Here is a 24487-nt window from a genome sequence, read left to right as displayed (position 1 = left end):
TAATTCCTTCGGATTATGTTTAAAGATTCCGACTTTTTCTTTGTCAAGCTTTTTTAGATTTTTTTTCACAAATAAAAGAGCCTCGCCTATTTTAGACAAGACTCATAAGATCATGTTTTGCTTAACTTAATGACATTGGAGTTGTGATTTTGACTCTATTCTTTATTTTGTTTGCGCATACCAATTTTATAAAGAAGATTACAAACAGGAAGGGTGAAGTTACCGATATACTCAACAACACAGGCGTTGAAGCCTCGTTTAAAATCAAAGACACCGTAGCCATCTTCTCCTTTTTTAAAGAAACCGCTGATGCCTAACATATTGTAATAACTGTATCCTTCATCAACGGCTTGCTGGATCATAGCCCATTGTATCGCATAAGCACCTCTAAAAGTTCTAAACTGGTAATCCATACCGCTATACAAATACACTACCTCACGCCCAAACTTCACAAACATTGATCCGGCTAAAGGAATTTCTTTATCATACTTTTCTCTGAGTGTAGTAATTTCTTCAGATTTCTTTTGCAGCGACTCATAATATTCCATCGCTACTTTTAAGCGATTTTGTTTTTTCTTGGAGTTTGGATTCTTTTCTAAGAATACATGTAATTCGCTGATTTCTTTTTCTAACGGCTCTTTTTCTGTTTCCAGACTTTGTTCATAGACATCTAAATCTAAATATGCATAGAGTGTTTGTATGTGTCCTTTATAACTTTCATGCATCGTCTTAAAAGTATCCATGGATACTGTCTCAAAATCATGGCGCTGTCCGGCTTCCTGCTCCATATAATTTAAGATCGACAATTCATCTTCTTTTAGAGCTCTAACCTTTACTCCATATTTTTGTGCAGTACGTATGTCATTTCTGGTTCTTGTACTAAAGTCGGCAAAAACTTCTTCCTTAGTCTTTCCTCTTAAATCAATCAATGAGATCCATCGGCATTGTTTGGAAACATCATAGCCTTGTTTTAAAGGATAATGATCAAAGCCGGCCTGCTTGATGTTCTCAATGATATGTTCATTGTTAAAACCATTTGGAACAAGATCACCATTTTTATCATGCTGGTACAAAGGAATCTTAGGATCTATCTCTAAATAGATCACTTTTTTCTTTTTCAACATTTTTTTGATTTCTGCCGTTACTTTTTTCAAAGCCTGTTGATCTTCATAGTCAATAAAGAAACCTCTTGGGATATAGGCATAATAGAAAAAACGCAAAAGGTGTACATAACCAATCATGAATACCGCAACGATCTGTTCATTTTCGACCGCCTTGTAATATTCAACGATCCATCCGTCGTGTAACATTTTATTGGCGGCATAGACAGACTGTAGAAAATCCGGATTGCAGTTTTGTTCTGTGTATATTTGATATTCTTCTTTTGTTAGAGAAATTAACTTCATTTTACCCTCCATTTTTTAGGTATACACTTTATTATAAATGATTTTTGTCTCAGAGTCTATTTAGAACATTAAATCAACAAACTAAGATCCATAAGCTGAAGTGAAAAAGTAAATTCCACATCCAAGAACAAAGCGTTGAATTTAGTCTTTCTTTATTTCAACAGTGAATTTACTCCTACATTTTTGTATAGTATCTTCATCTCCTGCTGCCTGTTAGGAGGTATTTCTATGTCGAACCATAAACATCTTACTCTTTCCGACCGTCTTTCTTTGGAAAAGGGTCTTGATAACAATGCTTCACGCTCTTCCCTGGGCAGAGTCCTGAACAAAGACAAGTCCACCATCTGCAAAGAGATCAAATCTCACGCCCGTATGATCCCTTTCTCCCGTTCCGGTGTCCCCTCCAGCGGAACCTATGACTGTATCTTTATTTCTGAATGTGGATATAATGGCTTCTGTCCCCATGCATGTCCCAAACGTGTTCCCGTTCCCTGCAGGCGTAAAGATTCTCCCAGCGGTGTCTGCAACGGATGTCCGGACAGATCCTCCTGTAAGCTCCCCAAAAAGATCTACTCGGCCGAAACAGCTCAGGAGGAATATGAATTCGAACTGCGGGATTCCCGTATCGGCTGGAACATCTCTTACAAGGAGGCCGAAACTTTAGCAGTCATCCTGAAACCTTTGTTGGAACAGGGGCAGTCGATTGCCCACATTCTCATGAATCATCCGGAAATCCCGTATTCGGAAAAGACCATCTATACCTATATCGATGAAGGGGTGCTCCGTGAATTTGGCATCACCAACATGGATCTGCGAAGAAAGGTGGGACGCAGAATGTCAAAGAAACAAAGACAGGTCTATAAACCGCGCAGGGACAACCGGTATCTGAAAGGCCGTACCTATCTGGATTATCAAAACTATATGGCCGAACATTCGGATGCCTCCGTGGTGGAAATGGATACTGTCTACAACGATATCTCCCGGGGACCTTTTATCCAGACATTCCAGTTTGTGGACTGTCACTTTATGAAAGGCATCTATCATGACACGAAGACTTCGGAAGATATGCTCCGGGGAATCCACAACCTGTATGAGGATCTAGGCAAACAGAATTTCAGAAAATATGTACAGGTCATTCTGACAGACCGGGGATCCGAATTCGTAAGGGCGGAAGAAATAGAGGCTTTCGGCTGTAAGGTCTTCTACTGTGATTCCATGGCATCCTGGCAGAAACCGCATGTAGAAAACAATCATATTTTGTTTCGCTATGTGTGCCCCAAAGAAAGAGATCTTGGGAAACTGGGGCTTCTGTCACAGGATGATCTGGACCTGATCTTCTCCCACGTGAACTCATACCGCAGACAGTATCTGCACGGGAAAAGTCCTTATGAGATCTTCGAGTTTTTTCATTCGGATGAGGACATCATGAAAAGGTTGAATATGAAAAAAATAGATCCGGATCAAATCAACCTAACTCCGGATCTACTAAAAAAATAGACCTGTAATCTTACAGGAACTGCAGCAGGAGCCTTAAAAATCCGATAAACCAACCGAACAGTGGAACTTAGTCTCACACTTTAAAAAAACCTAAGATCCAGTGTTCTTTTTGTGGTGTTGAAATAACTCCCACAGGCAATATCAATATAACAGAAAGAGAGAATTCATCAAACAAAAACCTCTGAAATCTTTATGAAATCAGAGGTTCTGTAAGATTTAATTCAACTTTTCTAAATTGTGTCTTGGATGTGGAATTTACTTTTTCACTTCAGCCTAAGATCCATAAGAATAAAAGGATATGCATTAAGATTGACATCACTAAACCTGTCGTTTTACCATAGCATACGTGAAATGAGGTAAAATATATGCAATATAAAAAATTTGAAGAGCTTCCTGAATATTTATCAAAAAATGGTGTAGATTCTCCATTAAAATCGGATATGAGTGAAAGAGAGATTGCACAAGCTATTGAGAAAATGGATCTATCTGATGAAATGATCGATTTGACAGGAATGAAGCTGGATGATAAAAACGTAGGACACAATGTGATTTACCAGAATTTATCTTTTAATAAAGATTTTAACGTTCGTATCGTTTACGAAGCCAGCTATGAAGAATATGACCATGATTATGATACATGGCAATATATCTATACAACACCGCTTGGATGGTTAGAATAACTTGTAAAAAGCCGATAAAGTATTTTAAATACAATCGGCTTTTTATTTGATTTTTAATGGACCTCCGATGGCAGACCAGCCAAGAACACATATCCATGGAAATATGCATAATAAAAAATACAGTCCGTTTCCATGGGCTTCCAAGCCAATACGCACACCGGTATAAAGTGCCAATGAACTCATGCCAACCAACAATAAACGAATCTTAAATCGTAATCGTAACATCATATACCTCGTTTCTGACTTAGATTATCCTCTAAAAAGAAACATGATTTATGTCACAATAAAAAAAGACAGTCATCTAAACAACTGCCTTACTTTGTAATTTCCTGAATAGCGCGATCTCGCTGCACATCCGAAACTAATGTTTCTTCATTATATTTTAATAATGCCTTCTGCTTTAGTGCCTGCCAGGTATCCGGATCACAATCGCCGGTTGGAGAAAGTCCGTTATCGGATTGAAACTGTTTTAATGCTTCACTGGATGCCGGACTGAAATATTCATCGGTTCGATCAACGGAGTATCCCAGATACTTTAAAAACTGCTGTAGAGCGCTCGCATTGGCATGCACTGTATCTTTTGTGATGGTTTCCTCTTCTAAAGATGTCGTATAGCTGATCTTTGATACATCCTCCGGTTGTACTTCTATATCCGGCGTAAAGCCTTTTTCATGAATCGAATCGCCGTTAGGTGTCAGCCACTTGGCAATCGTATATTTGATGCTGGTTCCATCACTAAACGGAACGGTCGTCTGCTCGGTTCCTTTTCCATAGGAAGTAGTTCCAATCGTTACAACCTTATCCGCTAAGTTATCCCGCAAAGCGCCAATCAAAGCTTCACTGGCACTGGCTGTTGTATCATTTTGAAGAATAACGATCTGATCCATTGGTACATAGCCATAGTCATCATTCGTACTTTGGCTTGTTGTCGTGCCATCCTTTTGTTCCTCCTGAAAAATCACACTACCACCAGGCAATAAGGAACTGGCAATATCTACCGCAGCACTCAAATAGCCGCCTGTGTTCCCTCTTAAATCTAAAACAACCTTCTTGATTCCGGCTTTCTGTAATCTTGCCATAGCTTTGGAGAAGTCTTCTCCGCTATGCTCGGAAAAGCTTGTCAAGATGATCTCGCCATAGCCTTGGTCTTCATGAAGCATACAAACAACAGTCTGATCATATTCTGTTGGTGTGATCTTTACCGTATTGGATTGACCATCACGTAAATAGACAATCTCGATACTTTTTCCTTCCTTGCTCTGGATGCGCTTGAGAATCTTTTGAGAGTCACTTTCTGCGCAGGAAAGTCCATCTACATCCGTAATGATATCTCCTTTTTTCAAACCGGCCTGCTCTGCCGGAGAATTCAAAAATACGTCTCGAATCACAAATTGATCCTGATCGTTTAAAAAATAGGAAATACCTAATCCTACATTCGATCCTGCTAACGTATCAGAAAATGCTTTGGCGCTCTCTAAATCAAAGTATTGTGTATGCGGATCTTCTTCTAAGTCTGTCATACCTTCAATGGCTTTTTCCATGAGCTTTTGATCAAGATCTTCTACATCCTTTGAAAAATACCACTCGTTTGTCAACAAGGAATAAATCGCATCAAACTTTTCTTTTTCCGATGTATTTTCTTGTTTCGAGCTTCGATCAAAGATCAAAGGAACCGAAACACCCAAGCCAAAGAATAATAAACAAAGAACCACAATGACGATCGTCAAGGTGTATTCTTTTTTAGCTGCCTTTTTCATATTGTTCCCCCTTGTTTAACGTTTGGCTTTCAAGCTTTTACCAACTGCCAGCAAACTGGCAAGAATACCAATGACAAGCCCGCAGCCAAGCATCGCAAGTCCCAAAAGCCATCGTACCTGCGTTACGCTTACCAATGAGAAAACACTGGCAAACAATACGCCATCCAATTGTTCATATACGACCGGATATCCAAAGAAGATCAATAGAAACGGAATTAAAGCTCCAATCAGACCAATCAAGATTCCCTGGACTTCAAAGGGAATGCGAATAAAAGCATTGGTAGCACCGACTGTACGCATGATCTTGATTTCATCCTGTCGTGAATAAATCGTTGTACGTATCGTATTGTATATCAGATAAAGTGACAGAATCAACAATAAAACCGCCACACCATACCCAATCTTTCGAACCATATCCAATAAATCAACCAAACGCGTCACGCTGGAACCACCATAGGCAACCGAACTGACGCCATCGATTTTCTCAATACTGGCAGCTGTTTTTTCAATCGCAGAGCTGTCTTTTACCTCCACAAAAAAGGCATGGGATAAAGGATTCTCTTCCCCTCTATATAAGCTAAAGGCTTCTCCTTTTTCCTGGATCATCAATTCCAGCTCCTCATCTTTGCTGGAAAATCGGACGGAAGCCACATTAGATAGCTTTTGAATCTCTTTTTTAATGGTATCGATTTGATCGTCGTCACTTACTTCAGAATCTAAAACCACATGCACGCTCATGTCCTGTTCCACATTGGTGGCAAAGTGATCCACATGCAAACCGATCAATAAAAAACAACCGATCAACAAAGTCGAAACTGCCATCGCACTGATGGCAGACAAAGTTAAAAGAAGATGTTTTCGAATGCCGCGAAACGCATATTTCAGTTCATACCAAAACAGATTCAACAAGCGTTTCATAAGCTGATATATCCACCCTTCTTAGAATCCTTCACAACATAACCTTGATCCAGTGTCACTGTTCTTTTCTTAAACTTCTCAACCAGTACGATATCATGAGTAACCATCAAAACCGTCGTTCCCAATTGATTGATCTTTTCCAGCAGGGCGATGATCTCCAGTGATTTTTCCGGGTCCAGATTCCCTGTTGGTTCATCGGCAATCAACAGTTTTGGGTTATTCGCAATGGCTCTGCCGATCGTAACACGCTGCTGCTGCCCTCCGGAAAGCTCATTGGGATAGGCTCTGGCCTTGTTTTTAAGATCGACCAGCTCCAAAACCTCATCGACACGAGATCGAATTTCTTTTTTAGAAATACCCAATACCTCTAAGGCAAAGGCAATATTCTCCTGTACTGTCAAGGTAGGAAGAAGACGATAATCCTGAAATACACAGCCGATATTTCGACGATAATACGGAACCTTTCTGTGTTTTAAAGATCCCACATCGACTCCATCGACCAATACAAGACCAGAATCCGTCACCTCTTCACCATTCAAGATCTTAATGATCGTACTTTTTCCCGATCCGGTAGGACCGATGATATAGATGAATTCGCCATCTTCAATTGTCAAAGACACTCGATTTAACGCATGAACTCCATTGGGATATGATTTTGTGACATTTTTTAATTCAATCATAAACACGACTCCTTATCCAAAGAATTTCTCCGGTCTTTCCCTGCACGGCGTACTATATCCATTTTCACAGGCTGTCGCCGTCGAATTCCAACCGGTACCCCATGCGAAATCAGCGGATGAAGAGAAGCGAGATACCGCCTCTTCCAAACTCATATTTCCTAAATTATAGACTTCAATATGACAATGAGGGCCACTGGAGTTTCCTGAATTTCCCGTCAATGCGATAGCCTGCCCCTGACTGACGCTTTGTCCGGCACTAACCGCAAAGCCTTCGCGTGACAAATGTGCAAAGCTTACCGCATATGTTGTTCCATTGACCATACAGACCATTTCAATGGTATTTCCTCCACCATATGGATAACCTGTCCAGTTCCCCAGATAGCCTCCGTTACTGGGAGCAGGATTGTTGGCATACAAAATAACCCCATCGGCTGGTGCTACGACCTGTGTTCCAATCGGTACCGCATAATCCATACCTAAATGCAATCCGCCTCCCGGATATGCCCATGTACCGGCCGACATACGACCACCGGTGATCGGTGAAACAAAGCCGGCTACATTGACCAACGTTCCCGAATAGCTTACGGAAATCATATTAGAGCGAATGGATTCAATATCGTTGAACGCCGCCCGCTTGGCCGCCTGCAACTGTGCCATTTGCTGCTCATACTGCTCAACCAGCTGATTATACGATTCTTCAAGCTCTTTAGCCTGCTGCTGTTGCGATTTTAACTGATCCTGCTGCGATTTGGTCTCTTCTTCTAAACGCACCTGTTCTGATTTTTGCAGATCCAGCTGTTCCTTTAATTCATTCAGCTGTTCAATCTGATGTTGATCATCTTCCGTAATTCTTTCAATACCGGAAAGACGACGAAGCATGTCATTTAAGTCCTGCGAACCCATCACCAGATCGATCAACATATTCGTACCCGTGCTGGACTGCTCATTTTGCATTCTGGATTTGATCTGTTCATCCCAGGCATCAATTTCTTCCTGCTTCTCCTGAATCTTTTGTTCCAGAGCCTTGATCTCTTCTTCAATCTTCTGAATGGCACTTTCCTTTTCCTGGATCTGTCCTTCCAGCTGTTCCTGCAGTTCCTTTTGCGTTTTGGCCAGCTGCTCCATCTTATCTGTATCTTCTTCTAAAGAAGCGATATCTTTACTATATTGTTTGATATCTTCCTGCAGCTGATCATAGCGCTGCTGCTGATAATCCTGAAAAGCCTGGCATGCTTTCACACCGTCTGCAGATGATTGCGGCTGCGAACAACGTGCGACCCACGCATCGGTATTTGAATAATCCTCCGCATGAACCGGCATCGCAAAAGCCAATGCACAAGCGCCTGCGGATAAAAGACTGATTAGATTTCTTTTTTTCATCGTGTCCACCTCAAATACTTTCGACTTGCCAAATAACTACCGATCATCCCTACAAATACACCGATGGCCAGTAGTATGGCACTGATAATTAAAGTAAACGGAAATGGTTTGATCAAAACAAACATATCCGACATAAACATTCCACCAAAGGACTGATATAACGCAGTATATCCAAATACACATAATAAACAAGGACCTAAAGCACCGATAAAACCGCTTAACATTCCCTGCAGCATAAAAGGAAATGTAATGTACCAGTTAGCCGCCCCAACCTGTCGCATGATGCGAATTTCATCTTTTCGCACCTGAATGGTCATCTTGATCGTATTGCGAATCAGGAAAATGGACAAAAAGATCAGTGCTACAATAAAGATCAATCCCCCATAACGAAGACTTGCGAATAAATGCACCATCGTATTAACGGCACCAGTTCCGTAAGTAGCTTCCACAACACCATCCATCTTACTGATTTTGCCGGTGATGGAATCGATTTGTGTATTATCGCTTAACTCGATGATAAATACATCATAGAGTGGATTTTTGTCGCCTGCATATTGTTCAAAGGTTTCGCCATAATCTTCGATCAGCTGATCCAGCTCTTCATCCTTATCGCTGAACCGAACGCTATCTACCCCTTTTATATCCTTCAGTTCAGCTTCCAAGGATTGAATATTCTCTTCACTCATTGTCGGATTGATAGAAACCTGAATGACCAGCTGTTCTTCTATATTTTTTGTAAAACCCGAAACATTCCATGCCAGTACGATCATCAGCATAGAGATCAACAACGCAATCCCAATCACCAAGATCGAAGAAAAGGTCAGCGCAAAATGACGCCGCATATCTTTATTAGCCTGACGGAACAATCGTGGTAAACATTTAAAGAATAAAAGCATCTATCCCACATCCAATCTTTGACATTATATCATACTTGAAAAAAAACCAAAAAAAGTCCATAATTTTACAAAATACGCTTTTGCCTCACATACTTTCACATGATAATCTATTATTTATTTGAAAACTTTCCCTTATAGTATAAGTGTGTTCAGGGAACACGTTAAAAACCCTTCATATCTCTCTCCTAAAAAACAATAAATATGAAACAAGGATAACATCTTAGTCAGAGATGTTATTTTTGTTTGGAAGCTTAGATTTTATCTTTGTTCATCATAGCACACTTGACACAGTTGTTCTATAGGCTATAAAATGAAATTATACCATGAAAACACGCTTAAAAATTTTTATAAATTTTTTGAAAAAATGTTTGACACATACAGTAGCAAATGCTATTATTATTGAGCAGTCAGCAAATGGGCCTGTAGCTCAGTTGGTTAGAGCGCACCCCTGATAAGGGTGAGGTCGCTGGTTCAAATCCATTCAGGCCCACCATTTTGTTTTCTGCAAAACCACTTTTGTGGGGTGTTAGCTCAGCTGGGAGAGCACCTGCTTTGCACGCAGGGGGTCAGGAGTTCGATCCTCCTACGCTCCACCATATGTCAATAAGTCCTTTAGCTAAAGGACTTTTTTTATTTATATCTTTTTATCAAGTGATGATTCATAAGACCTTATCCTTTAGAAATCTTTTTCGTTAAGAAATTCAAATCATACCATCAAAAAAGGGAGAGCCAATTCTAGTTCTCCCTTTGATATCACCAGCTTTTTCAATGTGTGATCCATTCATAGATTTTTTATCATTCCTATCTTAATAAACTTCATCACCTTACAGGAACACAACAACTCCTACAAAGAAGATTATATACAAGATGGTCGTCCATCTAGTAAAAAACATCTTTCCATATCTGTACGTGCAATATTCCTGTTTAAACAATTCTGAAATTCGGTTTCCATATTTATATAATAGATAAACCATTCCGACAAAGCAGGCAAACATTCCCAATAAACATAAAATTGAAAGAATAGGAACACTCATCAGTAAGGCGACCAAATTATTTAAGATGTGCAAAAGAATAGGAATACGCATAGAATTCTCTTTTAAGCTTACATACCCCAAAAAACATCCAATAAAAAATGAAGTAATGCCTTGTTGAAGGTTTAAGTGCATCATCGCAAACAACATGGAACTGACCAATATCGCAAACACTCTATGATATCGATCTAAAGTTCTCAGTATGACACCTCTAAATAAGATTTCTTCAAATAAAGGCCCCAGAAGAACAATATAGAGAATAATCAAACCATCAAAGAGTATGTTTCCGGTAAAAAAAGTCTGTATTCCACTGCCAACAGAGCCATGTATCATGCCTAGGATCGCATGAATCAAAGAATATGTGATCGAACAAAAGAAATTCAACCCCAATAGAAAAATCAGATATTTTCCCATTCCTTTTACTTTCTTTGACAATCCATCAAAAGAAGGACGCAGCCACACTGCCCCTATTCCGGCCATGAAAGCTGTCAAGAACATCGGAATAAGATAAGCTAATAAAATCGTGATTTGATATCTTCCGTAAAATGGAAGAGGCAAAAAACGCATCAGAAAGGAAAATACCGCTAAACAAATGTAGGGTAAGATCCCATGCATCAACATCAAAGCGGAGATATTGCGAAATTCTTTTTTTGCCTTTGTGAAAAGTGCTATCTGCATAGGCTCATTCTAACAAAGTATGCCCATTTTGTCTAAAGACTTTTTGACCTCATCCAAAATATCCTGCGAACGAGCGGTAATCGTATGATAATGAATGCCTTGCGTTAAATTGTTCAAAGGCTGGCTTTTTCCCTGCTGAATCTGGTTTAGAAACTCTTTGACATCTCGGCGGCTGGAAAGAGAAAGTTTGGCTTCCAGTTTTCCGTATGTCGCATGTTCCACAAATACATCATGGACCGTCGCCCCACAATCAACGATTGTTTCAAGCTCCTGCTGCATCTGCTCCATCGAATGATTGACCTTGACTACCATCGAATATTCCTGATTGGGCAAGATATAGCCTCTGTTTGTGGAAATGATTGGCATGTTCAATGCCCTAAGTAAAGCGATATCCTGCACGATGACTTGTCTGGATACATGAAGACTTTTCGCAAGCTTATCTCCAGATAAAGGCTGCGGGCTTTCCTTCAGCTTCTGCTCCAAAGTTTTTAATCGTTCTTCTTTTTTCATATTACACCGCTTTTAGATTCTTTAAAGAAAGATCAAGGATCTTAGAGGAATGTGTCAAAGCCCCGCTAGAAATATAATCCACACCGGTAGATGCTAAAGCGGCGATGTTTTCTTTTGTGACATTTCCGCTGCATTCCGCTAAGGCCCTGCCCTGAATATACTGTACAGCCTCTTTCATCTGCTCAACGCTCATATTATCCAACATGATGATATCCGCACCGGCCTCTACGGCTTCTTTGACCATGTCCATATTTTCAACTTCAACTTCGATCTTTCGCACAAAGGAGGCATATTCTTTGGCCAGCTCCACCGCTTGACGAATTCCTCCGGCGGCAGCGATATGATTATCCTTTAAAAGAATTCCATCGCTCAAGTTATAACGATGATTATAACCTCCACCGACTTTTACCGCATATTTTTCAAATACACGCATATTCGGCGTTGTTTTTCTGGTATCCAACAAACGAATGCCCGTTCCTTTTAGAAGATCGGCCGTCTGTCTTGTATAGGTCGCAATGCCTGACATTCTCTGCAGATAATTTAATGCTGTTCTTTCTGCCGTCAATAAAGAACGAATATCCCCATAGATTTCCGCAACGACTTCTCCTTTGTGTACATGATCCCCATCATTGAAAAAGAAAGTCACTTCTGTCTTAGAATCCGCCAGTTGGAAAACTCTTTCAAAGACCGGAAGGCCGGCAATGATGCCATCTTCCTTACAAATCAGCTGTACACTTCCTGATTGATATCCTTTCATGATCGCATTGGTGGTAATATCTTCACTTGTTACATCTTCACGCAATGCCTGTAAGATCAAAGTATCCACATTCATGGACATGGTAATAGAATTCATTTTTCTACCTTCTTTCTTCTTGTTTATAACCTCTCGTACCATCGATGCATATATTGTAACATCTAGATCTTTCATGGTTGTTTGAATCAGGTTCTCAAAATTTAAACATATTTTCGCTTTTTTGATGCTTAGATCCTTCATAGCTCTTCGGGCAAAGACCAAAGACTCCAGTAAGGAATTGCTGGCTAAACGATTTTCCCCGTGCACACCATTACATGCGGTTTCGCCGATCGCATACAATTGATCCATCGTCGTTCTGGAATACGCATCGACATGAATACCACCCATAAAATAATGTTGTCCCGGCACAACGGGAATCCATTCTTTTGTACAGTCAAAGCCTTCCTGCAGGCAATGTTGATAGATATGCGGAAAGTGAGAAAGGATTTGTTCTTTACCCAGCACGGTCATATCCAACCATACAAAGGGCGTATCATCTTTTTTCATCTGCTGATAGATTTTCTGTGTTAAAAGATCCCTTGGCAAAACCTCGTCGGCAAACCGTTTGCCGTATTTATCATAGAGCTTTGCCCCTTCCCCGCGCACACTTTCACTGATCAGGAAACGTCTTCCTTTTTTCTTGGAATACAGCGTTGTCGGATGGATCTGAATGTAATCCGGATTCTCCAGTGCGATATGATGACGAAGACTGATGGCTAACGAATCTCCGGTCAAATGCGGATAATTTGTAGAATTGTTAAAGAGTCCGCCGATTCCTCCGGTTGCCAAAAGGGTAAAGTCGCTTTGTATCGCAAACAACTCTTCCTCTTTCTTCGCAACTATGCCATAACAAGTATTGTCTTCTTCCAAAATATCCAACATCGTGGTATTTTCCATAAACGTCAGATTTTTACGTTTCTTTGCTTCCTCTAATAAATGAGAAGTGATCTCTTTACCTGTAATATCTTCATGAAACAAGATGCGAGGATGTGAATGACAGCCTTCTTTGGTATAGACAAAATGTCCCTGTTCATCTTTTGTGAATCGAACGCCATAGCTTTCCAACTCAGCAATGACATCCGGTGAGGATTGAATCATGATATCCACAGACTGTCTGCGGTTCTTATAATGACCGGCTCTGATCGTATCCTTAAAAAAACTTTCATAATCCGATGGATCCTTCAGTACACATATACCACCCTGTGCCAAAAACGAATCACTTTCTTCCAAAGTCGTCTTACAGATTAAAAGCACTTTTTTATCCTTGGGCGCATGTAAAGCCGCAAAGAGTCCACTGCAGCCTGTTCCTACGATCAAAATATCGGTTTGAATCACATTCATGCCTTGGCCATCTCCAACATCGCATCCATGGACTTTTTAGCTTTGACCATAACTTCTTCATCTAACACGATTTCATTTTTTTCATGCGATAAGACATCATACACTTTATCCAGGGTCACTTTTTTCATATTGACACAGACAAGCTTATCGCTCATGATATGAAATTTCTTGTCCGGATTTTGTCTTTTCAGTTCGTAGAGCACACCCATCTCGGTACCGATGATAAATTCGGTATGCTCACTCTTAGTCGCATACTGTAAAATCCCTGCCGTGCTGCCGGCATAATCGGCCAGCTCAACCACTTCCTTTTTACATTCGGGATGCACTAAGACCAATGCCTTTGGATACTTTTCTTTTGCTTGTAAAACATCCTCTTTAGAGATGCGATGATGTGTAATACAATAACCATCATTTAAGATCACATTCTTTTCCGGAACCTGTTCCTTTACAAAAGAGGCCAAATGCTGATCCGGGATAAAATAAATATTCTTTTGTGGTAAGTTCCTGACGATCTTTACCGCATTGGAACTGGTCACACAGACATCACTCAATGTTTTTAGTTCAGCCGTTGAATTGACGTAACAGACGACCGCAAGATCATCAACTTCTTTTCGCATCTTACGAATATTGGAAACAACCGCCATATGTGCCATAGGACAATCGGCATTCATATCCGGCATCAGTACCTTTTTATCTGGATTTAAGATCTTGGCACTCTCTCCCATAAAGCGAACACCGGCAAAAACGATAATTTGTGCATCGGTTTCCTTTGCCTTTTTTGCCAGTGCAAATGAATCACCGACAAAATCTGCAACATCCTGCACATCTCCTTCAACATAATAATGAGCTAAAATAATCGCATTCTTCTCTTGTTTTAGCTTTTGTATATCTTCCTTCATTGACATGATGGTATCCTCCTGAAGATTGTCTAGGACATTATACAATGTGTAAAGTCAACTGACAAGACAATAAATTTAAAAGAATACTTTGATTCGAATCAAAGAAAACATGATACACTTAATCATAAAAGGGGAGATGAAAATGAAATATGATTTTACAACGATTCTTGATCGAGAAGGACACGATGCCTTGGCCGTTGACAGCTTGCCTATCTCGGATGCGACAGTCAAAGAGGAATTTCCAAAGATTCCGATGTGGGTAGCCGACATGAACTTTCCGGTACTTCCTGCCATTCAAGAATCTATTTTTTCACGTTTAAATGAACCTCACTTTGGTTATTTTACGATTCCGGATGCTTATTATGATGCGATTATCTCCTGGCAGAAATCACAAAATAACCTGCTTGTAAAGAAAGAGCATATTGGCTATGAAAATGGCGTATTAGGCGGCCTCAGCAGTGTTGTTCAAGCTTATACCGCTAAAAAAGAACCCGTTTTGGTTCATGCGCCCACCTATATTGGTTTCACCAAGACTTTAAAGAATTTAGATCGAACGATCATTCACTCCGATTTGATTCAGGATGAAAATGGAATTTGGCGTATGGATTATGAAGATATGGATCGTAAGATCAAAGCCCATCAAATTAAAGTTTGTATCTTTTGTTCACCACACAATCCAACCGGTCGTGTATGGGAAAAAGAAGAAATTGAAAAGGCCATGGAGGTTTATCGAAGCAACCAGTGTATCGTCATCAGTGATGAAATATGGAGCGATTTGATTTTGCCGGGTCATCAACATATCCCAACACAATCTATTTCCAGAGATGCACGAGGAAGAACGGTTGCCTTATACGCACCATCTAAAACCTTTAATTTGGCCGGCCTTGTAGGCTCCTACCATATTATTTATAATCCTATCATCAAAGAAGAAGTTTTACGTGTAGAAAACGCATCTCATTATAATTCACCAAACATTTTTTCCATTTATGCATTGTTAGGTGCTTATAGCAAGGAAGGAAAAGAATGGGTAAAAGAGCTTTGTGAAACGATTCAAAACAATATCGACTATGCACTCGACTATATCCAATCTCACTTTAAAGGAATTAAAGTGGCCAGGCCACAAGGAACCTATATGTTGTATCTGGATTGCACAGAATATTTAGAGGAACAGAAAACCAGTCTTGATGAACTGCTCAGAAAAGGAATAGAAGTCGGTGTATTATGGCAGGATGGAAGACCTTTCCAGAAAGAAAATACGATTCGTATGAATTTGGCATTACCGTTTTCTAAAGTCAAAGAAGCCATGCAGCGATTATCAGATTTCGTGTTTAACTCAAATGATATCTAAAGTAAAAGAGGCGCAATTTAATCCTATAAATTGTCGCCTCTTTCTAGTATAAGAATAGTTAAAGAAAATTAAAGCTTTTCCACAAAGGATCGTACCATCAGACTCGATTGCCTGCTGGCATGTTTCACATATGTGGAAAACTCCATGGAATTATCATGATGCAGTGCAACATCGCTTAAAGAGCGTACGATCACAAATGGAACTTGAAAAGAAGTCGCAACCTGTGCCAAGGCCCCGGCCTCCATTTCCGAACAGATGGAATCCGGGAAATTAGACATCAGCTTATCAAAGTCCTCTTTTCGAGACATGAATAAATCCTGCGATGCGATCGTTCCTATGTGATAACAAATGTTTTTTTCCTGTGTCGCTTCCTGCGCTTTGACCAATAAATGATCATCTGCATGAAAACGAAGACCCAAACCTTCCGGTCCATCCAAAGCACTGGTATCAAAATCTGCCTGGAGGACATCCTTGCTGATGACGATATCCAACACTTTTTGCTGCTCCTTTAGACCGCCGGCGGTTCCGATATTGATAAGGGCATCCAACGAATGATGCAGACAAAGGATCGTAGTTACCATGGCAGCTCCTACTTTTCCCACTCCGCTTTTACATATCACAACATCCTTAGAAGCAAGCTTTCCATAATGAAAAGCTACATTTCCAATCGTTTTTTCCTGGGTGATCTCACAAAGCTCCATGATCGCCTGTACTTCTACATCCATCGCTGCCACAATACCAATCATTTTATTTCCTCCTGCATACAAAAAAATACTTTTCTCCCGGTTGTATGCCTTCTAAATCAAAATCAGTTTTGATCGATTCGATGTAAAAATAGGGATGTAAAGCTTCCTTTAGACATTCAGGATCATACACTCTTTGCATATGATGCTCCTGTATAACTTCCCCATTTTCTTTATAGAAGGCAAAATCCTGATAGATTATCTCTTCTTCACTGGTAATCGACCATTGGTAATCCACATCTTCGATATGACCGGTTTCATTGAATTCTTCAGAAAACTCATCCAATCGATCTAACGAATGGCTATCAAAGAAAAAGATACCCTCTGGTTGTAAATGGTCATGAACTTCTTTAAAAAAGGAAACAATTTCCTCTTTTTCTAAAATATAGTTAAAGCTGTCACATAGGCACGCAATTGATTCAAAGCTTGGCAAATTTGATAAATTTCGCATATCCTGGCATTCAAACTGAATCTTTAGTTCCTTGTCTTTACGTTTTGCCTGATCAATCATTCCCTGACTGAGATCCAGGGCCGTCATCTGAAATCCGTGATGGGATAAAACCTGTGTGATCTCGGCACTGCCGCAGGCTAACTCCAACATGGAACATGGCTTTTGAAAGGATTCGATCCAATGTACCCATGATAAAGTCGCTTCTTCATCTTTGACCAGAGCATCATAGTACGATGCTAAAGTATCATAGATCATAGGTTTCAACCGGAACATCGGCATACAGGCGATCCAGCTGATACACCTGCCTTTCTTCACGAACAAACAAATGAACTACGATATCCTTCAGGTCGATCAAAAGCCAGCGAGAATCGGCATCACCCTCGACTTTAAAATCCAGTTTATATCCATTTTCTCTTAAACGATCTTTGATATTTTGACAAATCGAATAATTCTGACGTGTATTGTTGGTGGAGGCAATGATCATATGATCCATAAAAGGAGTAAGACTGGTTGTATCATAGTCTTTGATATCATATCCTTTTTTCTCACTGATTGCCTTTAAAATAACTTCTCTGATTTCCAAGTTAGTTTCCCTTTCCCTTCAAATATTTTCGGTTTTCTTCCTGTACCATTTCAAATCCTTTTACCAGATCCTGTTTGACACAGGCAATAGAATCTTTGACAGGATAGCCTCGTAAAGGATCGAGTTTATCCGCACAAAATATGATCATCGCATAAGGATCATGACTCGTTCCTAAGACATGATGGTAGATTGCATGACTGATTTGATCATCGTGTATGTAGAAAACACGTTTTATGATCTCACTACCGACAAACCCATGCCATACCGCAACCGGATATTTCTTGTTTTCCGGACAGATACAATCCATCCATGGCTCCATAACCTCTTTGGAAAGATTTTTGGCCACATCATGAAACAGGCCGATATAGTATGCCTTTTGTGTATCCAGATCATGGGCTTTGGCAAACTCCTCACAGAGATGAGCAACAGAAACACTGTGTGAGAATCGCTTTGGACTCACTCTTTCCTTAATAAAGTCTTTGACGTACAAACGATGTTGATAAATATATCGCAAGACTTCTTCATCCAGGTAATTTAATTTATTTCCTTTTCGTATTTCACTGCTGGAAACCGGCATCGGTTCCATATGAAACTGTTGGATCGGATATTTTGTTTGGGCAAGCTTTCCATCACGATCAAAGCAGACAAAGTATGCCAGTTGTACCAAACGATCCGGGTCCTTCCAAAGATCAAACTGTTCCAACTGGTCATTACCAATCAGCCAGTAAAACGTATAAGATGGATACTGCTTGCGCAAAGCTTCCAGCGTATCGATCGTATAGCTGATTCCTTCTCTTTGCATCTCGATCGGATTGACTTTAAATTGTGGAAAATCGGCTAATGCGATCTTTAACATCGCAAGACGATCCGTATCCGATGTCAAAATACGATCCTTTAGCGGCGTTTTCTTGGCAGGAATAAACCAAACTTCATCCACCTTTAAGACCTGCATGGCCTCTTTTGCCATTTGCAGATGTCCATAGTGAACCGGGTCAAAGCTGCCGCCTAATAATGCGATTTTCATTTCTTTAAACCTAACTTATTTTCTTTGCTTCTGCGATACAGAACAAAAGTACGCCCTACGATATGAATGATCTCACTGTGTGTTTGCGAAGAGCATTCAATCGCTGCCTCTCGAACATCGATCGGACTTGTCTTCAACAAAGAGCATTTGACAAGCTCATGCGCCTCTAAAGAATCATTCAGGGATTTGATCATATTATAGCTAAGTCCATCCTTTCCGATTTGAAAAAGCGGACGATACGACATACTTAATTTACGAAGTGTTTTTTTATTTTGTGCACTGATCATTAAATCATCGCCTTTCTAAATGTTACTTGAATTCCTTTATGAACACGTACATACACATCTTGTATGGCACCACTGACACAAAACCAGCCTAAACCATGAATGACCACATCCATCTTACCGTCTTCTTTCATCGGTGAATGGAAAGTATGCATGGTCAAAAGCGAAGTATCCACACAAGGTACGAGCATTCCATTTAAATGTTTCTGCCATAAGGCATCGGCATTGGAAAGCTTTCCTCGATGAATCGGAAGACTTCTGGAAAAATAGCCAACCACCGTTGCCTTTCCTTTGACCACAACATCCAATCTTGCCAGGCCGCCTACCGCATAGCTTTGATCTTCAAAGATCTGCGACACTAAAGGACGAATCGGTTTGACCGGTATCACAGTTTTTAAGTCTTTTGGCTGTAATATGGTCAAAATACTGTGTTTATTTTCAATGCCCGGCGAATCATAGATCGTATAATCTTCCTGTACTAGTGGAACCAGATCCAGTGTCGTTCCCGGATTTCTTGAAATCGTTAGATCTTTCGAAGCCATCAAACGATTTAAGATGGTTGATTTTCCGGCATTAGCCACACCCATAAAAATTACATTTTTTCCACATCTGTACTTTTGAATGGCTGTTACGATACGAGAAAGATTTCGTGTACTTTCCTCATCATGTTTTAAAAGATAACCACAGATCAGTATCTCCTTGACCTGGATACCTTCTTCTTTCAAACGCTCCTGTACAAAAGCCAGGATTTTTTCATCGCTGAGCGTACTAGGAAGTACATCTCTTTTGGTCAAGATCATGATGATATCCTTGCCGGGAAGCTTTTGATTTAATCGAGAGATCATGCTGGCTTCAAAGGTAAACAAATCCACGATCCAGAAAACCGTTCCCTCGATCTTGTTGATCTTTTCCAAAGTATGATTGGATTCAATTCCCTGCTGCATGTTGATCGTAACTTCTCCATAATGGCGAATCTTATAACAACGTTGACAAAAATTGGCGTCTAATGTCGGAACATAGCCCAACCCGTTTGGATCCTCATTCTGCAGTGCTACACCGCATCCTTTACAGTATTTAGCCATCAAATCCTCCTTTCCGGAAACCACTTTTTTCTAAATGCTTAAAAACTAAATTTTCAAATTTTCGTGTAAATTTGGTTGAAGATCGATCGATTTTAGAAATCGGCGCTGTCAAGATCGTATAGATTCCGGCCAAATGGCCGCCTAACATATCGGTAAACAGCTGATCGCCTAAAATCGCGACTTCTTTTTTGGTATAGCCATGTGCCTTAATGACCTTCCAGAATTTAAAAGGCAGCGGCTTTAAAGACAAATAATAGACTTGTGAAACATGAAGATCCGTGGCAAAGCGAAACGCTCTTTTTTTAGAAGCATTGGAATACAATGCGACTTCAATGCCATGTGCCTTGATGCGATCGATAAACGCCACCACTTTGGCATTCGGCACTGCTTCATTATAGGCCATCAGCGTATTATCAATATCGCATAGCAACAATCGGATCCCTGCTCTTTTCAATCGATCTATATCCATTGCCTGAAAGCTGGAAATATAGTAATCCGGTTTAAATAATGACATAGTGCCTCCTTTTTTTCTTACCTATTTTATAGTGGTTTCGCAAAAGATTCAATCATCTTTTCCGCACATTTGATTCCATCAATGGCACTGGTCATGATTCCTCCGGCATAGCCCGATCCTTCTCCACAAGGATAGATACCTTGAATATTAGACTGCAAAGAGGCATCCCTGACAAGTCGTACACTGGAGCTGCTTCTGGATTCGACAGCACTTAAAACGGCATCCTGCAGGCTGAAGCCCGGCATTCTTTTTTCAAAATATAATAATCCCTCATGTAAGGCGGCATTGACGGCCGGACTAAACAGCTGATTCAGATCCACAAAAGTCGTCTTTCTTTGATAAGTCGGAAGCACATTTCCAAAACCGGTGGAAATTCGATTGGCCAGATAATCCTTGCTGAGCTGCACACAGGCTCGATAGTCTTTGGCCATCGCAAAGGCTTTTTTCTCTAATTGTTCCTGATACTCCAGACCGGCAAACAAATGCGTTCCATAATCGGATGCATTGACTTGAACCAACAATGCACTGTTGGCATTTTCACCACTTCGATCGGCATAGCTCATGCCATTGATCACTAATTGTCCGATCGATGAAGAACTTGGGATCACATAACCGCCCGGACACATACAGAAGGAATAAACACCTTTTTGATTTTGTGCCGTCATGGAAAGCTGATAACGGGCCGGTCGAAAACGATCATCTTCGGCCATTTCACGTAAGATAGACTGATCGATAAAGGATTGTTTATGCTCGATACGCACACCAACGGCAAACGGTTTATTTTCAATAAGCATTCCTCTTTTGGCACACATGCGTACTGTATCTGTGGCACTATGGCCTATACATAAGATCAGCTGTTCACAGAGAATTCTTCCTTTTGATGTTTCTATCGCATGCAGTTTTCCATCTTCTACGATCAAATCTTGTAAAGCAGTATCATAATAGAAAGTACCACCCAAAGTTTCGATCGTCTCTTGCAGCTTCTTTAATACTGGTACGAAACCATCAGTTCCTATATGTGGATGCGCATCGATCAAAATATCCGGATCAGCCCCCATTTCAACCAGCTCTTCCAGTACCTTTCTGGCTCTGGCATCTTTTGACCTTGTTGTCAGCTTTCCGTCACTAAAGGCACCGGCACCTCCCTGACCAAACTGTACATTGCACTCCGGATCAAGATCATCTCCATTCCAAAATGCCTGTACGACTTTTTGCCTGCGATCGATCTGACTGCCTCGTTCCAGCACGATTGGCTTATAGCCTTGTCTTGCCAACAGTAAAGCCGCAAACATTCCGGATGGACCAAAGCCGACCACTACGGGACGATGTTTTAGAGGCATGGTTCCACAAGGGACATTGACATACGTTTCATCCGGTGTCACACTCACATCCCTCAGCTTTAAAAAGCGCTCTTCTTTTCGCACACAGGCATCGACAATATACGAAAAAAGGATCTTTTGATGGCGAGCATCGATGCTTCTTCGATGAATCTGCCACGATAAAAGATCTTTTTTTGAAATATGAAGTTTTTTTAAGATCTGTGTCTCAATCTCATTTTCATTAAGACACTTGATTTGAGTAATTCGTATCATACTAAATGCTCTAACAGCGGCACCCTTTCTTTATATCGGATCACTAAAGTCGCAAAGATTTGCGAGCAGGCAATCGTCAGAAAATAGACAACGATATGTGCATTTGGTAAAAGCGACAACAACGGCTGGGCAAATAAAATATGCACCGTATAGATCAATAAGGAATCTTCCCGCAAGCTTCGATACGATGGCTTATAGGCGATCTTGGATGTCAACAGGCAATTTCCCAAAAAGAAAGTAGCCGGGATCAAGCTTAAATACATGCAGGCCAAATCATGCATCATGCCGGTCAGGATATACAGGGTCACTTCGATCACCAACAACGCAAAGCTGATCACAAATGCCAACTGTGCCACACGGCATGGAATTCGTCTTGTCTTGGCCAACAACATTCCGATGCCGATAAAGATCGGTGCAAAGAAGAAGCCGTTTCTTGCGGTTGTCATGGTCTTTGTGAAAAAACTGAATAAAAAACTGATAAACGGAATCTGTTCCCACAAAGGCGCATAGATATTTAAAAGATAGCCGATTCCATACAACAATAACGCAATCTTCAAGGTAAACAACATACCCTTTTTATGATACAGGTAATACACGATCAACGTTCCTGTCATTAAGGCCGGTAAAAACCATAAATGATAATACGAACCGTTTAAAAGAAAATCACGTAAATACGAAAAGATTCCCATCCAGCCCGATTGCGCCTGTACATAATTGTAGATCGTATAAGGCAAATAGATTACGGTCCAGATCAAATAAATTTTTAATAAGCGAAATAAATACTTTTTTAAAACATCCTTATCTTCTTCCTCATTATGAATCTTACGAAATAGAAAATATCCACTGATCATAAAGAAGAAAGGAACGGCCAGACGACAGATCGTCTGAATAAAATACGTATTCAGCATTTCATTGATATCAATGAAAGGAAACGTATGGATACATACAACTAATAAAGCACTGACATACTTTGCGATATCAACAGCAGCGTACTGCTTCTTCACCATTTTATTTTTCTCTCCTTCTTAATCGGGGAACTCTTCCGGCAATATCTGACAAAGTTTCATTGTTGATGGACTGCGATTTTCTTGAAATCTCATCAATCGTAACTCGATGATCACCTTGTTTACCCACAAGTACGACAACATCCCCCTCTTTCACGTCATCTACCTGTGTCGCATCGACCATGCACTGATCCATGCATATATTGCCGATAATCGGACATTTCTGTCCATGAATCAAAACTTCTAAACCACAATTCGATGCTAAACGATGCAGTCCATCGGCATAGCCGACAGAAACCGTCGCAACCTTCGTTGGTTTCGTGGCGATAAAATGTCGCCCATAGCTGACACTCTGCCCTTTTTGGATCCACTTGACCAAACTGACATTGGCATACCAGCTAAGAATCGGAATAAAATCCGGTTTAGAGGCAATTGGAATCGCATCATCACTTGTAACGCCCATATATAATAACCCCGGACGACAATAATCCATCTTTAGGTCCCCATAATTCAATATCCCATAGCTATTCTGGATATGACGGATTCCCGGATCGATTCCTTCTTTTCTTAAATTGCTGCACACTTCTTCAAACAGTTCGATCTGTTTCTTGGTAAAAGCGGCACTTTCCTGTCCCAGATCATCACTGACCGGAAAATGCGAGAAGATTCCTTCGACTATAAGGTGCTCCATTCGATATTCGGCAAGAATCTGATCCATATTCTTTTCTTGTACCTGATAAATCACACCCGTTCGACACATACCGGTATCCACCTTACAATGACAGCGGATCTTTGTGCCGGCCTCTTTGGCATAGGCATCCAGCTTTTGTGCATAGTCATACGATACTAACGACTGAATGATGTTTTGTTCTATGAGGTAATGAAAATGCTCCGGCGGTGTATAGCCAAGGATCAAGATAGAATCATGAATCCCGTTTTGACGTAAATGAAGCGCTTCATCCACACTGCTTACCCCGAAAAAATCAACACCGACCTTTTGTAGAGCCTTAGCACATTCCACATCACCATGTCCATACGCATTGGCTTTGACGATGCCCATGATCTTTGTATCGCCCACAAGCTTTTGAATTTCTTCGACATTGTGTGCAATCGCATCATAATCAATTTCTGTCCAGCACCGGCTGTAGCTTTCTAACATACGCCGACCTTCCTTTGCATGGCCAGTTCAATCAAACGGTCAATCAGATCTGGAAATGCAAGCCCGGCTTCTTTCATCATGGAAGGATAACGACTGGTTGCCGTAAAGCCCGGAATCGTATTCAATTCGTTTAAGATGACTTCACCTTCGGTTGTCAAAAACATATCGACACGAGCCAGACCGGTACAATTCATCGCACGATAGGTACGATACGCAAGCGCCTGGGCTTCTTTAAAC

General features: G+C 40.6%; 24 protein-coding genes, 2 tRNA genes and 1 pseudogene. 5 read left to right on the top strand and 22 right to left on the bottom strand.

What is annotated here, in order from left to right:
• Positions 1-155: 155 nt before the first annotated feature.
• Entirely contained in the window at positions 156-1406 is a 1251-nt protein-coding gene (locus U0M88_RS03880; RefSeq protein ID WP_331868967.1) for a peptidoglycan bridge formation glycyltransferase FemA/FemB family protein, read from the bottom strand.
• Between the two features lie 228 nt (positions 1407-1634).
• On the opposite strand from U0M88_RS03880, the gene U0M88_RS03875 reads away from it, so the two are divergent.
• Positions 1635-2903: an IS30 family transposase gene (locus U0M88_RS03875; RefSeq protein WP_331868966.1), complete on the top strand. Its 1269-nt coding sequence runs from the start codon at positions 1635-1637 to the stop codon at positions 2901-2903.
• 365 nt (positions 2904-3268) lie between these two features.
• Positions 3269-3583, top strand: a complete 315-nt coding sequence (locus U0M88_RS03870; RefSeq protein ID WP_117446580.1) for a hypothetical protein — start codon at positions 3269-3271, stop codon at positions 3581-3583.
• 42 nt (positions 3584-3625) lie between these two features.
• Here U0M88_RS03870 and U0M88_RS03865 read toward each other — a convergent pair whose 3' ends face one another.
• From U0M88_RS03865 to ftsX (U0M88_RS03840), 6 genes are all read right to left on the bottom strand, one after another.
• Entirely contained in the window at positions 3626-3808 is a 183-nt protein-coding gene (locus tag U0M88_RS03865) for a hypothetical protein (RefSeq protein ID WP_117446581.1), read from the bottom strand.
• 89 nt (positions 3809-3897) lie between these two features.
• Positions 3898-5340: a S41 family peptidase gene (locus U0M88_RS03860; RefSeq protein ID WP_304001379.1), complete on the bottom strand. Its 1443-nt coding sequence runs from the start codon at positions 5338-5340 to the stop codon at positions 3898-3900.
• A 15-nt stretch (positions 5341-5355) separates the two neighbouring features.
• Positions 5356-6258, bottom strand: coding sequence for a permease-like cell division protein FtsX (ftsX, locus tag U0M88_RS03855; RefSeq protein WP_331868965.1), 903 nt, complete (start codon positions 6256-6258; stop codon positions 5356-5358).
• Positions 6255-6938, bottom strand: a complete 684-nt coding sequence (gene ftsE, locus U0M88_RS03850) for a cell division ATP-binding protein FtsE (protein ID WP_117446584.1) — start codon at positions 6936-6938, stop codon at positions 6255-6257. Before ftsE ends, ftsX (U0M88_RS03855) begins: the two co-directional genes overlap by 4 nt.
• A gap of 12 nt (positions 6939-6950) precedes the next feature.
• Positions 6951-8318, bottom strand: a complete 1368-nt coding sequence (locus U0M88_RS03845; protein WP_022790611.1) for a murein hydrolase activator EnvC family protein — start codon at positions 8316-8318, stop codon at positions 6951-6953.
• Positions 8315-9214 (bottom strand): permease-like cell division protein FtsX, encoded by a 900-nt coding sequence (ftsX, locus tag U0M88_RS03840; RefSeq protein WP_331868964.1) that lies wholly within the window; start codon positions 9212-9214, stop codon positions 8315-8317. The genes U0M88_RS03845 and ftsX (U0M88_RS03840) overlap by 4 nt, the downstream gene beginning before the upstream one ends.
• 416 nt (positions 9215-9630) lie before the next feature.
• Here ftsX (U0M88_RS03840) and U0M88_RS03835 point away from each other — a divergent pair.
• Both U0M88_RS03835 and U0M88_RS03830 read left to right on the top strand, forming a co-directional pair.
• A tRNA-Ile gene (locus tag U0M88_RS03835) sits at positions 9631-9707 on the top strand.
• A gap of 27 nt (positions 9708-9734) precedes the next feature.
• Positions 9735-9810 (top strand) — tRNA-Ala (locus U0M88_RS03830).
• Between the two features lie 228 nt (positions 9811-10038).
• Here the strand turns inward: U0M88_RS03830 and U0M88_RS03825 are convergent.
• Genes U0M88_RS03825 through nadA form a run of 4 tightly spaced genes read right to left on the bottom strand, consistent with a single transcriptional unit; the run spans position 10039 to position 14472 of the window.
• Positions 10039-10923: a CPBP family intramembrane glutamic endopeptidase gene (locus U0M88_RS03825; RefSeq protein ID WP_331868963.1), complete on the bottom strand. Its 885-nt coding sequence runs from the start codon at positions 10921-10923 to the stop codon at positions 10039-10041.
• Positions 10924-10932: 9 nt separating this feature from the next.
• Positions 10933-11433, bottom strand: a complete 501-nt coding sequence (locus U0M88_RS03820) for a transcription repressor NadR (RefSeq protein ID WP_331868962.1) — start codon at positions 11431-11433, stop codon at positions 10933-10935.
• Position 11434: 1 nt separating this feature from the next.
• Positions 11435-13567, bottom strand: coding sequence for an L-aspartate oxidase (locus U0M88_RS10380; protein ID WP_442902231.1), 2133 nt, complete (start codon positions 13565-13567; stop codon positions 11435-11437).
• Positions 13564-14472 carry a quinolinate synthase NadA gene (gene nadA, locus U0M88_RS03805; protein WP_331868961.1) on the bottom strand — a complete coding sequence of 303 codons (909 nt, stop codon included), beginning with the start codon at positions 14470-14472 and terminating at the stop codon, positions 13564-13566. The genes U0M88_RS10380 and nadA overlap by 4 nt, the downstream gene beginning before the upstream one ends.
• A 136-nt stretch (positions 14473-14608) precedes the next feature.
• On the opposite strand from nadA, the gene U0M88_RS03800 reads away from it, so the two are divergent.
• Entirely contained in the window at positions 14609-15814 is a 1206-nt protein-coding gene (locus U0M88_RS03800; protein WP_331868960.1) for a MalY/PatB family protein, read from the top strand.
• Positions 15815-15882: 68 nt separating this feature from the next.
• On the opposite strand, the gene U0M88_RS03795 is transcribed toward U0M88_RS03800, so the two are convergent.
• The 11 genes and pseudogenes from U0M88_RS03795 to U0M88_RS03745 all read right to left on the bottom strand — a co-directional run.
• Positions 15883-16560, bottom strand: coding sequence for a 5'-methylthioadenosine/adenosylhomocysteine nucleosidase (locus tag U0M88_RS03795; RefSeq protein ID WP_331868959.1), 678 nt, complete (start codon positions 16558-16560; stop codon positions 15883-15885).
• 1 nt (position 16561) lies between these two features.
• Positions 16562-17323, bottom strand: coding sequence for a class I SAM-dependent DNA methyltransferase (locus U0M88_RS03790; protein WP_331868968.1), 762 nt, complete (start codon positions 17321-17323; stop codon positions 16562-16564).
• Positions 17253-17591, bottom strand: a complete 339-nt coding sequence (gene rsfS, locus U0M88_RS03785) for a ribosome silencing factor (RefSeq protein WP_205141593.1) — start codon at positions 17589-17591, stop codon at positions 17253-17255. The genes U0M88_RS03790 and rsfS overlap by 71 nt, the downstream gene beginning before the upstream one ends.
• A 1-nt stretch (position 17592) precedes the next feature.
• On the bottom strand, positions 17593-18615 hold the full coding sequence (locus U0M88_RS03780) for a nicotinate-nucleotide adenylyltransferase (RefSeq protein ID WP_331868958.1): 1023 nt from the start codon (positions 18613-18615) through the stop codon (positions 17593-17595).
• On the bottom strand, positions 18612-18902 hold the full coding sequence (locus tag U0M88_RS03775) for a YhbY family RNA-binding protein (RefSeq protein WP_022790317.1): 291 nt from the start codon (positions 18900-18902) through the stop codon (positions 18612-18614). Before U0M88_RS03775 ends, U0M88_RS03780 begins: the two co-directional genes overlap by 4 nt.
• Complete coding sequence (locus U0M88_RS03770; protein ID WP_195222548.1) at positions 18902-19981, bottom strand: GTPase; 1080 nt, start codon at positions 19979-19981, stop codon at positions 18902-18904. Before U0M88_RS03770 ends, U0M88_RS03775 begins: the two co-directional genes overlap by 1 nt.
• Positions 19974-20495 (bottom strand): YqeG family HAD IIIA-type phosphatase, encoded by a 522-nt coding sequence (locus U0M88_RS03765; protein ID WP_331868957.1) that lies wholly within the window; start codon positions 20493-20495, stop codon positions 19974-19976. The genes U0M88_RS03770 and U0M88_RS03765 overlap by 8 nt, the downstream gene beginning before the upstream one ends.
• Positions 20496-20521: 26 nt before the next feature.
• Positions 20522-22087, bottom strand: a complete 1566-nt coding sequence (locus tag U0M88_RS03760) for an NAD(P)/FAD-dependent oxidoreductase (RefSeq protein WP_195222550.1) — start codon at positions 22085-22087, stop codon at positions 20522-20524.
• Positions 22084-23094 (bottom strand): acyltransferase, encoded by a 1011-nt coding sequence (locus U0M88_RS03755; RefSeq protein WP_022790321.1) that lies wholly within the window; start codon positions 23092-23094, stop codon positions 22084-22086. The genes U0M88_RS03760 and U0M88_RS03755 overlap by 4 nt, the downstream gene beginning before the upstream one ends.
• A gap of 1 nt (position 23095) precedes the next feature.
• The gene (gene alr, locus U0M88_RS03750; RefSeq protein ID WP_117446598.1) at positions 23096-24250 is read right to left on the bottom strand and encodes an alanine racemase; all 1155 of its coding nucleotides are present in this window, start codon (positions 24248-24250) and stop codon (positions 23096-23098) included.
• Positions 24244-24487 (bottom strand): annotated as a pseudogene (locus U0M88_RS03745) (D-alanine--D-alanine ligase family protein); the annotation flags it as partial. The gene alr and the pseudogene U0M88_RS03745, both read right to left, overlap by 7 nt.

The organism is Faecalicoccus sp. (assembly GCF_036552745.1).
Taxonomy (GTDB): domain Bacteria; phylum Bacillota_I; class Bacilli_A; order Erysipelotrichales; family Erysipelotrichaceae; genus Faecalicoccus.
Note: the sequence above shows the minus strand (reverse complement) of the source record. Positions and strands in the feature narration are given on the sequence as shown.